The following is a 10468-nucleotide window of genomic DNA, read 5'->3' as shown; positions in this document are numbered from 1 at the left end:
ACTCCAGGGTACGTTCCGATATATTACTCACCCGTTCGCCACTCGCCGCCAGGTTGCCCCGCGCTGCCGTTCGACTTGCATGTGTAAGGCATGCCGCCAGCGTTCAATCTGAGCCAGGATCAAACTCTTCAGTTCAATCTCTGTTTAATGTCCTTGCGGACAGATCGCTCACTCAAAATACTGACAGGCCACTTCTTGCGAAGCGCCTATATTTCTTTTTTGTGAACATTTGATAATTTAAGTATTCAGCGACCGAAGCCACTGGCACCTTCATCAAACGCCCACACTTATCGACTGTTAATTGTTAAAGAACTTGTTCGGTACTGCTTGCTGCTCAGTGACAAAGCGTTGTGTTTGTCGGCAACAGAGAGATGAGATTATGAAGCGTTTCGCCTACACCGTCAACTCCTTTTTTCCTACACCGTCGTTTCCGACGCTCCCAAGTTCTTGTTTTTGTTAACCAATTTCTCGGGGAGGCGAACTATAGCAAAGCGGACTCGGCCTTGGCAAGGCTTTTTTGATGCGTTGCAACAGATCGAATCGGCCGACGTGGCGGGCACCCGGCAGGTATATTGTGTGTCGGACATCACCACGAAAAATCCCGCATGACGTATTCGCTTCGCCCGCACGCCTTGGTGTGCCTGTTCGCCACATCGGCCGTCAGCGCGCAGGATGCTGTGCCGCCTTCGAGCGTGGTCGTGGTGAGCGCGAGCCGGATCGAACACACCAGCTTCGACCTTCCCGCATCCATCGACGTGATCGATGCGGCGCGCGTCCGCGATGGCCAGATGCGCGTCAATGCTTCCGAGGCCTTGTCCGCCGTACCGGGGCTGGTCGCGCAAAACCGCCAGAACTACGCGCAGGACCTGCAGATTTCGTCGCGCGGATTCGGCGCCCGCTCGGCCTTTGGCGTGCGCGGCGTGCGCCTTGTCAGCGATGGCGTCCCCGCCAGCATGCCCGACGGCCAGGGACAGCCATCGGCGTTCAACCTCGACATGGCCGAACGCATCGAAGTGCTGCGCGGGCCGTTCTCCGCGATCTACGGCAATCACTCGGGCGGCGTGATCCAGCTCTTTACCCGCGACGGCGCCGGCCGCCCGACGCTGGAGACGAACCTGTCCGCGGGCAGCGACGGCGCGCGCAAGACCGACATCAATGCGCAAGGCAGCAGCGGCGCGTTCGGCTACGTGATCGACGCGTCGCGCTTCGAGACGGACGGCTATCGCGACAACAGCGCCGCCACGCGCGACCAGTCTTTCGCCAAGCTGACGATGACGCCGGCCGAAGGCGGGAAGCTCACCCTGGTGGCCAACTCGCTGCGGCAGCTCGGCACACAGGATCCGCTCGGCGTCACCTGGGCGACTTTGCAGCGCGACCCGCGCGCCGGCGAGGTCGACGCAACCGATACCGCAACGCCGAAGCGCACGCTGGCCGATCGCTATGACACACGCAAGGACATCCGCCATCAGCAGGCCGGCGTGATTTATGACCAGCGCTTCGGTGACGATCGCCTGCACGTGATGGCGTACGGCGGCAATCGCCAGGTGATCCAGTACCAGGCGTTTTCGAAGGCTTTCCAGGCGCCGGCCTCGCATTCCGGCGGCGTGGTCGATTTCGACCGCGACTTCAACGGCGTCGACATCAACTGGGTCAGCGTGCGCCGTGCAGGAGAAGGCAAGCTGACTGCCACCATCGGCATCGACGCCGGCCATTCCAGCGATCGTCGCCAAGGATTCGAAAACTTTATCGGCACCCAATTCGGCGTCAAGGGCGCATTGCGCCGCGACGAGCAGGACATCCTCTCCAGCCTCGACCCGTATCTCCAGGCCGAATGGCAGTCCGGCGCCTGGGCGCTGACTGCCGGTTTGCGCCACACCCGCCTGCGCGTGCGCGTGGCTGATCATTTTCTCGCCAATGGCGACGACAGCGGCGGCGTCGACTACCGCCACACCACGCCCGTGCTTGGCGCACTGTACAAAGTAAGCCCGACGCTGAACCTGTATGCAAGCGCAGCGCGCGGTTTCGAGACGCCGACACTGAACGAACTGTTCTACTCGGGCGCCGGCGGCGGTTTCAATTTCGGGCTGCGCGCGGCGCAAAGCGCCCACTTGGAAGCCGGCCTGAAAGCAATCGCGGGCGCGCACACCCGCATCAACGCGGCGCTGTTCCAGGTGCGCACCAGCGACGAGCTGGTGGTCGACAGTTCGGCCGGCGGCCGCACCAGCTACAAGAACGCCAGCGCAACCCTGCGCCAGGGCGGGGAACTGTCGCTGGACTCGTCCCTCGGCGCCGGCATCAAGGCTCGGCTGGCCCTGACTGCGCTGCGCGCGGTGTACGAGCAGGGCTTCGGCGGCGTGCGCGCCGGAAGCCGCCTGCCCGGCGTGCCGAACGCTAACGTGTTTGCGGAGCTGGCGTGGAAGAGCGCCGCCGATCGTTGGGGCGCCGCGGCCGAAGTCATCGCCAGCAGCAAGGTCTACGCGGAAGACGCCAATATCGAGATCCAGGCGCCAGGCTATGCCGTGACGAACCTGCGCGTCGACGCGAAGCAGCAAGCCGGCGCGTGGCGTTTCAAGCAGTTCGCCCGAATGAACAACGTGTTCGATCGCCGGTATGTCGGCTCCGTGATTGTGGGCGACGCCAACAAGCGCTTCTACGAAGCGGCGTCCGGCCGCAACTGGATGCTGGGCGCCAGCGTCGCCTACACGTTCTAGCGTCCGGCAAAAATCGGCGTCGACGGATAAAGCTGTTCGAGCACGCTGGCGCCGATGTCGGTCACGACGGCTTCGAGCTGCCCCGACTCCTTCGGATCCGCGCACACCGTTCGCCACGCCGCGCCGAGCGCATCGGCGTGGGTCGCCACGGCGCGTTCGACTTCGGCCTGCCAGAATGCCGGCGCCTCTCCTTCGACGAAATTACCGCGCCCGCGCCCGAAATGCGCGACGGCCAGATAGCGCAGGATCGCCGCCACCGCCATCGATTTCAGGAAGTCGTCGGCGAACTGCACGGTCGGATGGTCGCGGTCCGTGCTGGCGTTGAAGCCCCATGCCGCGCCGGCGAATGTGAGCGCGCCCACCACTCCGCCCAGCAAGGCGCCGCCGCCCAGCGTCAGCCCTCCCGCCATCAGGTCAGCCGACAATCCGGTCGCGGCGCCCGACACGATCGCGCCGATCAGCCCTGCCTGCGCCTTGTCGACCGGCGCGCGAATCGCGAAGTTCTGCCGCACGCGCGCATTGATCTTCGCCGCTTCGCCCGGGTCGAGCTTGTGCAATGCCAGCAGGCGCCCGGTTGCGGCGCCCACCTGGCTGTTGAGGCGTTCGAGCATCGCGGCCATGGCTTTTTCCGCACGCTGCTCGGCGCCTTTGCGCAAGCCGACCGCGTTCATCGCCGAACGCAGCAGGTTCTTTTTCTCTTCCGGTACCGGTTCGCTGTCCCGCGCCGCTGCCGCCAGCTGCTGCGCGGTGATCTCCATCGCGCGGCGGAAGCGGTCCGCGTTGCTGGCTTCCCACGCAGCGAACAGGCGCGCGTATCCCTCCTGGCTAGCCGGTTCGATCAGCTTGCCGACCGCTTCGTAGAACACGCGCTCGTGCACCCAGCAGCGGGCGAAGGCATCCATTGCAAGCACTTCACGCACGACGGGGTATTCGGCCAGGTGCTGCTTCCAGGTGGCCTGCTCGGCCAGTTCCTCCGGAGCGGGACGCGGTGGCCCCATCTGGTTCAGCAGGACCACTACCGGCTTGCCGAGCCACTCGAGGATCTTCATCTCGGCCGGCAGGTAGCCGGCGTCGCGCGGATGCTCGGTCGAATTAACCAGATAGAGCACCACGTCGGCGGCGTCGCGCGCGGTGCGCAGCGCATTCTGGCTGAGCCAGAAGGTGCGGTCGCGGTAGCGGTCCACCACTTCGCGCAAAAACCAGCCGATCGGATTGCCCGCCAGAGCCAGCCGGCGCAGCAGGCGTACCGAATCGCCGAAACCGGGGGTGTCCCATAACAGCAGCGAATCGCCTTGTGGTGTCGCGAGCAGCGTGTGCGATTCGGCGAACACGGTGACATGGGCTGCATCGCGCACCTCGCCGACGTCCATCCCGACCAGCGTGCGCGCCAGCGTGGTCTTGCCGTTGTTGGTGTGCGAAATTAGCGCGAACTGGATCGTCACGCCGTTCATGCCGCCTCCTCCAGCGGGCGCGCCTGAGGATCGAGCAGGTTCACGACCGTCGCGCCGGCGTGATGGTGCGCGCAGAACTCGCGCCACAAAGCGACGCGTTCGTCGATGCGGGCTTTCCCCGCCTGCGCACCAAGGCGCTCGGCCAGCGACGATTCATCGATCAGCACCATCGTGCGCGGCGACTGGCGCACCAGGTGTTCGATGAACGCGCCGTGATTTTCCTTTTCCGGCGTCGCCGCAAGGTTGAACAGCACTGCTGTCATGGTGACTTTCTCATCGCCGAGAAGATCCCCAGGTTCGTCGCCGTAGGCGCTCGATGGCCGCAACATCACGCTGGCCTGCTCGCCCAACAGCATCGTGGCCACGGTCGCCAGGCCGCGGTCGCGCGTCTCGTCCAGCGTGAAGCTGTAAGGAAGCACGCGGAGCACGCCGGGCGGGCCGCCCATCTTGCCGCGTAGCTTGCGGAAGTAAGGGACGTCGAGATCGAGCGGGAAGTTGCGTGCGATCCGGCGCGCGCGCCATTGCGCGGCGGCGGCGAGAACGAAGCGCGGCAGCACCACCAGCAGCATCAGCGTCGCGGCGTACAGCAGCACCCAGCGCCGCCCCCCGGCCATCGACGGCGCGTGCGAAAACCGCAGCGCCTCGATGTCGGCAACGGAAAACCCCTGCAGCTGCAGCAGCCAGGTCGCCGGCGCGAACAGCACCGCGAGCACGGCGTGCACTTGCGGCGCATCGAGGAAGGTGCTCTCCCAGCCGGCGACGTATTGGGTCAGCAGGCCGCGCGCCAGCAGCGACAGGATCGCGCCCGTGGCAAATAGCGCCGCCGCCAGGTGCATGGTGCGGGCAAGGCGCGCGTGCGTGAGCTTTGCGCTGAGGCGGGTCCACTCGGCCATGAATTCGACCAGCGCCGCAGTCAATGTCGACGGCAGCTTGCGCGGCAGCGCCGCCTTGCCAGCGGCCAGCCGGCGCAAGGCGGCCGCGCCGGCCCAGCCGGTCTTCGAACCGGGCACGAACAGCCACGCCAGCAGCACCATGTAGACAATCAAATTCCAGGCGATGACGGCCAGCAGGGGCGCCGACAACAGGTCGACACGATGCGGATCGCTGATGCGGTCGACGCCGGCGCCGACGATCAGCGCGAGCAGCGGCACGCCAACCGAGAGCAGCTTCCATCCGGCGCCGCGCTCCTGGAATGCGCGAAACGCCGGCATGCGCTCGGCCAGCCGCTTGAGAATGAGCTCCGCGCGCTGCTGCAGGAAATGGTCGGCGGTGACTGCCGACTTGCTGTCCGCCGCCGCCCATTCCGCCAGCTCCTTCGCGCTGCGGCTGGCGTACAGGCGATCGTCGTCGCTGAGGATCTCATGATTCCGGTCCATCGTTTCGATCGCGCGCACCAGCACGACGTCCCTCGCCACCTGTTCGTTCATGTTCGTTTCGGGTTGGATAAAACGACAATATTGATTGTTCAATTGTGCCGCACTTTGCGCGCGCGCGGGGCAGCGTCGTGGCTTGCAATTGTCGCAAGGCCGTATAATGGCCGGGTTTTGTGCCCGCCCATGGATCTCGATGCATCCGATTTTCCGCGACCCGCGCCAACGGTCGATCATGGTCGTCGGCGCGCTCGCCGCGCTGGCCATCTGTAGCCTCGGCCTGTCCGGCATGACCGGCTCGGTCGGCGTCGCGCCGTCCGAACTGCCCGGCGCCTTCTCCCAACTCCTGCACGGCCGCGCCGACACGATGGCCGCGACCTTGCTCGAACTGCGCCTGTCGCGCGCGATCGTGGCCTTCGTCACCGGCGCGGCGTTGTCGCTGGCGGGGGTGATGATGCAGGCGCTGCTGCGCAATCCCCTCGCCGATCCCTATGTGCTGGGCATCTCGGCCGGCTCGTCGGTTGGCGCGCTGGTCGCGCTGCTGACGATGGGCGCCCTGTGGATGGTCGACGCGTCCGCGTTCGCCGGCGCGGTGGCGGTGTCGATGATGCTGTACCTGCTCGCGCGGCGCGACCTGGCGGGCGGATCGGCCGCGTCGGGCGGCGCGTCGGTGCTGCTGCTGACCGGCGTGATCCTGTCGTCGGCATGCATGGCGACGGTCACGCTGCTGCTGTCGATCGCGCCCGAAAGCCGGCTGCGCGGCATGGTGTTCTGGATGATTGGCGACCTGGCCGGCGCGCCGGTGCGCGTGCTGCCGTGGGTGGTGCTGGGCGGCGCGCTGCTGTTCGCCTTGCGCAGCGCGCGCTCGCTGAACGTGCTCGCGCTGCATGCCGAAGCCGCGGCGACGCTGGGCGTGCGCGTCGGCGCGCTGCGCAAGGGCCTGTTCTTCTGCTCGGGAATCCTGACGGCCAGCGCGGTCACCAGCGCCGGCAGCATCGGCTTCGTCGGCCTGATCGTGCCGCACGCCTGCCGCTTCGCGATTGGCCCGGACCACCGGCTGCTGGTTCCGGTGGCGACTCTGGCCGGCGGCACCTTGCTGGTGCTGGCCGATATCGTCGCCCGCACCGCGCTGGCGCCCCAGCAGCTGCCGGTCGGCGTTGTCACCGCGCTGGTCGGCGCGCCGGTCTTCCTCTATCAGCTGCACCAGCTGCGCCGCGCATGATCGTCACCGATTCCTTGTGCCTGAGGGCCGGCGCGCGCACCCTCGTCGAAAAGCTCGACTGGCGCGTGGCCGCCGGCGAGTGCTGGTGCGTGATCGGCCGTAACGGCGCCGGCAAAAGCACGCTGATGCGGACCCTGGCCGGATTGCGCCCGCCGGATGCGGGCAGCGTCGCCATCGACGGGCGCCTGCTGGCCGAATGGCCGCTGGACGAACTGGCGCGCAAGCGGGCCTACCTTCCGCAGACGCGCAGCGACGCCTTCGCCTATCGCGTGCTCGAAACCGTGCTGGCGGCGCGCCATCCCTACCACGGCCAGCGCTATTGGGAAGGCAGCGACGACCACGCGATTGCGATGGCGGCGCTGGCGTCGATGGAAGTGGCGGAACTGGCGCAGCGTGACGTGCGCAGCCTGTCCGGCGGCGAGCGTCAGCGCGTCGCGATCGCGGCCATGCTGGCGCAGGATACGCCCTTGCTGCTGCTGGACGAGCCGGCCAACGCGCTGGACCTGGCGCACCAGGTGGGCATGATGCAGCTGATCTCGAAGCTGTGCCGCGAGCAGGGCAAGACGGCAGTCATGATCGGCCACGACCTCAATCTCGCCGAGCAGGCTTGCACGCATGCGCTGCTGCTGATGGGGGACGGCAGCTGGGAAGCCGGCCCGATCGGACAGGTCATGTCGGCGCCGACGGTGAGCCGCTACCTTGGCCATCCGGTGGACATCGTCCTGCACGAGGGCCGGCGCATTTTCGTTCCGGCGCGATGAGCATGCATGCATGCCAGAGTAACCATATGTTACTTATAAATGCATGATTCATAAACGGTAAGACCGGTGCTCACCATTTTGGAGGGAACCACAAGTCCGATCGCCGCTTGTCATGAACCCGACCGGCATGGTGGCGGCGCTGCAAGCGAAAGGCTATCTCATAGAGCAGCCGATCTGATTCCGTTACGCTCTCTCGACGACGCAGATGGAACAGTTGTCGCCTGCCTCGAACCTGATGCGGACCGGCAGAAAACGGGCTATCGTTTCGGAGTTGGTGCGGGCATGCTGCGACACCTGCTCGATCGAATATCGGCCGGCGCCGGCGAGCGCCATCGGCAGCATCAGCTGGTCGGCCAGGTGCTCGCCGACCGCGGCGTCCGAAGCGAGATACTTTTGCGCCTCCTGCATGACCGCCTGGGCCACGGCGTCGGCCCTGATTCTTTTCTCGCCAAAAGCAGTGAACACTTCGGCGACGTGTTGGTGCTCGAAAGTGATCAACAGTGCGTTGCCGGGTCCCTGTCCGGCGGGCAGGCGGCGCTCCCGCAATTGCGCGGCGCCCCATCCCATGCCGGCGCCGATGCACTCCAGTTCGCGCTGCGCGACGCCTGCCGGAACGCCGCCCACGATGCTTTCGGCGTAGCCGGCGAGGAGCTTGCCGCGCGATAGCAGCTCGAGCGGCAGCAATTGGCTGCATGGCGCCACCGATGCGAGCAGCTCCCCGCCGCCGGCAGGGTAGAATCCAGCGCGCAGCATCTCGATGTCGATCGTCGCGCCCATCGCCCGCAGCAGCGGGAAGTATGCGCGCTGCAGAAACTCCACCGGCGGCGCCATCGGATTGTGGGTCCCCCCGGTGATGCGGACGGTCGATACGGCGTCGCCGAACAGCAGCGCCGGCAGGATGGTCTGCAGCACCAGCGTGCAGCTGCCCGCCGTGCCGATCGCGAACTGATAATCGCCCGACCTGATTTGCCTCGGAACGAAGGTCAATGACTGCGATCCCACGTCGGCGTCAGTCACCATCGCGTCGCAGACTTGCGCCGCCGCCTGCACGGCCACCAGGTGCTGGCGCATCAGGCCCGGCTTCGCGCGCCGGGCGCGGATGTTCGCGATGCGAAAGGGCTGCGCGGTGATCATCGACAAGGTCAGCGCAGTACGCAGCACCTGCCCGCCGCCCTCTCCGATCGATCCATCCAGCTCAAGCATCTTTCAGCCCTTCACGCAGACCACCTGCTTCAGCGTGTGCACCACTTCCACCAGGTCGCTCTGTGCGCTCATGACCGCGTCGATATCCTTGTACGCCATCGGAATTTCGTCAATGACGCCGGCATCCTTGCGGCACTCCACTCCCTCGGTCGCTTTGGCGTGGTCGGCAAGCGTGAACCGTCGCTTCGCTTCGGTGCGGCTCATCGTGCGACCGGCCCCATGGCTGCAGCTGTTGAAGCTATCCTCGTTTCCCTTGCCGCGGACGATGAAACTCCTTGCGCCCATCGAACCCGGAATGATCCCGAGCTCGCCTTTGCGCGCGGAGACGGCGCCCTTGCGAGTGACCAGGATATCCTTGCCGAAATGGCGCTCCTTCTGCACATAGTTGTGATGGCAGTTGACCGCTTCCACATGCGTCTCGAAGGGCTTGGCGATCACGGCGCGCACCGCCGCGATCAAATTCCGCATCATGATTTCGCGATTCACGCGCGCGAACTTCTGCGCCCAGCCCACCGCCTCGACATAATCGTCGTAGTGCCGCGTCCCCTCGGTCAGGTAAGCCAGGTCCTGGTCGGGAAGGTTGATGAAGTGGGTGCGCATGTCCTGCCTGGCCAGTTCGATGAAGTGCGTGCCGATCGCATTGCCGACGCGGCGCGAACCGGAGTGCAGCATGAACCAGACGGCGCCCGTCTCGTCGAGGCAGACTTCGACGAAGTGATTGCCGCTGCCCAGCGTGCCGAGATGGCGGTAGTTGTTGGTGTTTCTCAGCTTGGGCGTCTTTGAACAGATGGCGTCGAATTCATCCTTCAACTGCGCCCACGCCACGTCCACGGCCGCGGGCGCGGTATGCCAGGAGCCTTGGTCCCGGCCGTGAGATCCGCGCGTCTTCGGCGTGATGCCGTGCGGGATGGCGCGCTCGATGGCGCTGCGCAGCTTGCCAAGGTTATCCGGAAGGTCGTTCGCGGTGAGCGTGGTTTTCGCGGCCATCATGCCGCAGCCGATATCGACGCCGACCGCGGCCGGGATCACCGCGCCGAGGGTCGGGATCACGCTGCCGATCGTCGATCCCTTTCCGAGATGCACATCGGGCATGACGGCGACGTGCTTGTAAATGAAGGGCATCTTCGCGGTGTTGGCGAGCTGCTGCCTGGCGGACTCTTCCACCGGGACGCCCTTGGTCCACATTTTCACGGGGCGCCCGCCCTCGGTTTGCATGACGTCGTAGTGCGCGTTTTTCATCGGATCACCTTGAAAGCCGATTCCAGTGTACCCGGGAGCGCGGTTGAAACGCGTTCCGTTGCAATTCAACAGACGAAAAAAAACCCGAGCATTTCTGCTCGGGTTTTTTCTTTATAACTAGCCTGACGATAACCTACTTTCACACTGGTTGCAGCACTATCATCGGCGTAAGCTCGTTTCACGGTCCTGTTCGGGATGGGAAGGGGTGGTACCGAGTTACTATGGTCATCAGGCATAACTTGTACAGGTCTTGCTCCCGACGGGGCAGCAATTCCTTGAATCTGGAAGAAGTAAGTTTTGTATTACTGGGTAATGAGTATGAATCAGAACAATCAACAGCGCCGTTCTTCTTATCTCCGTACCTGTTAAGGTTATAGGGACAAGCCGTACGGGCAATTAGTATCAGTTAGCTTAATGCATTACTGCACTTCCACACCTGACCTATCAACGTCCTGGTCTCGAACGACCCTTTAAAGAGCTCAAGGCTCTGGGAAATCTCATCTCAAGGCAA

Annotated in this window: 7 protein-coding genes and 3 rRNA genes; 3 read left to right on the top strand and 7 right to left on the bottom strand. The window is 65.0% G+C overall.

The features are described 5' to 3' along the window. Positions 1 to 135, bottom strand: a 16S ribosomal RNA gene (locus AC1D02_RS22080); the annotation flags it as partial. A gap of 470 nt (positions 136 to 605) precedes the next feature. Between AC1D02_RS22080 and AC1D02_RS22075 the strand changes: the two genes are divergently transcribed. After that, on the top strand, positions 606 to 2711 hold the full coding sequence (locus tag AC1D02_RS22075; RefSeq protein WP_477320610.1) for a TonB-dependent receptor family protein: 2106 nt from the start codon (positions 606 to 608) through the stop codon (positions 2709 to 2711). On the opposite strand, the gene AC1D02_RS22070 is transcribed toward AC1D02_RS22075, so the two are convergent. Further along, positions 2708 to 4162 (bottom strand): DUF3482 domain-containing protein, encoded by a 1455-nt coding sequence (locus AC1D02_RS22070; protein ID WP_477320609.1) that lies wholly within the window; start codon positions 4160 to 4162, stop codon positions 2708 to 2710. The genes AC1D02_RS22075 and AC1D02_RS22070 overlap by 4 nt on opposite strands. Then, the gene (locus AC1D02_RS22065) at positions 4159 to 5589 is read right to left on the bottom strand and encodes a DUF2868 domain-containing protein (RefSeq protein ID WP_477320608.1); all 1431 of its coding nucleotides are present in this window, start codon (positions 5587 to 5589) and stop codon (positions 4159 to 4161) included. Before AC1D02_RS22065 ends, AC1D02_RS22070 begins: the two co-directional genes overlap by 4 nt. A 139-nt stretch (positions 5590 to 5728) precedes the next feature. Between AC1D02_RS22065 and AC1D02_RS22060 the strand changes: the two genes are divergently transcribed. Both AC1D02_RS22060 and AC1D02_RS22055 read left to right on the top strand, forming a co-directional pair. After that, entirely contained in the window at positions 5729 to 6754 is a 1026-nt protein-coding gene (locus tag AC1D02_RS22060) for a FecCD family ABC transporter permease (RefSeq protein ID WP_477320607.1), read from the top strand. Next, positions 6751 to 7515 carry an ABC transporter ATP-binding protein gene (locus tag AC1D02_RS22055; RefSeq protein WP_477320606.1) on the top strand — a complete coding sequence of 255 codons (765 nt, stop codon included), beginning with the start codon at positions 6751 to 6753 and terminating at the stop codon, positions 7513 to 7515. Before AC1D02_RS22060 ends, AC1D02_RS22055 begins: the two co-directional genes overlap by 4 nt. A 183-nt stretch (positions 7516 to 7698) precedes the next feature. Here AC1D02_RS22055 and rtcA read toward each other — a convergent pair whose 3' ends face one another. The 4 genes from rtcA to AC1D02_RS22035 all read right to left on the bottom strand — a co-directional run. Then, positions 7699 to 8718, bottom strand: coding sequence for an RNA 3'-terminal phosphate cyclase (gene rtcA, locus AC1D02_RS22050; protein WP_477320605.1), 1020 nt, complete (start codon positions 8716 to 8718; stop codon positions 7699 to 7701). 3 nt (positions 8719 to 8721) lie between these two features. Next, complete coding sequence (locus AC1D02_RS22045) at positions 8722 to 9957, bottom strand: RtcB family protein (protein WP_477320604.1); 1236 nt, start codon at positions 9955 to 9957, stop codon at positions 8722 to 8724. 120 nt (positions 9958 to 10077) lie between these two features. Then, positions 10078 to 10190, bottom strand: a 5S ribosomal RNA gene (rrf, locus tag AC1D02_RS22040). A gap of 142 nt (positions 10191 to 10332) precedes the next feature. Continuing rightward, positions 10333 to 10468 (bottom strand): 23S ribosomal RNA (locus AC1D02_RS22035); the annotation flags it as partial.

The sequence above is a fragment of the Massilia sp. P1_C10 genome, from assembly GCF_056406475.1.
Note: the sequence above shows the minus strand (reverse complement) of the source record. Positions and strands in the feature narration are given on the sequence as shown.

Coding starts and splice junctions, on each gene's coding strand:
- AC1D02_RS22045 (WP_477320604.1), bottom strand. CDS start 9,957: ATGAAAAACGCGCACTACGACGTCATGCAAACCGAGGGCGGGCGCCCC.
- AC1D02_RS22065 (WP_477320608.1), bottom strand. CDS start 5,589: ATGAACGAACAGGTGGCGAGGGACGTCGTGCTGGTGCGCGCGATCGAA.
- AC1D02_RS22075 (WP_477320610.1), top strand. CDS start 606: ATGACGTATTCGCTTCGCCCGCACGCCTTGGTGTGCCTGTTCGCCACA.
- AC1D02_RS22070 (WP_477320609.1), bottom strand. CDS start 4,162: ATGAACGGCGTGACGATCCAGTTCGCGCTAATTTCGCACACCAACAAC.
- AC1D02_RS22060 (WP_477320607.1), top strand. CDS start 5,729: ATGCATCCGATTTTCCGCGACCCGCGCCAACGGTCGATCATGGTCGTC.
- rtcA (WP_477320605.1), bottom strand. CDS start 8,718: ATGCTTGAGCTGGATGGATCGATCGGAGAGGGCGGCGGGCAGGTGCTG.
- AC1D02_RS22055 (WP_477320606.1), top strand. CDS start 6,751: ATGATCGTCACCGATTCCTTGTGCCTGAGGGCCGGCGCGCGCACCCTC.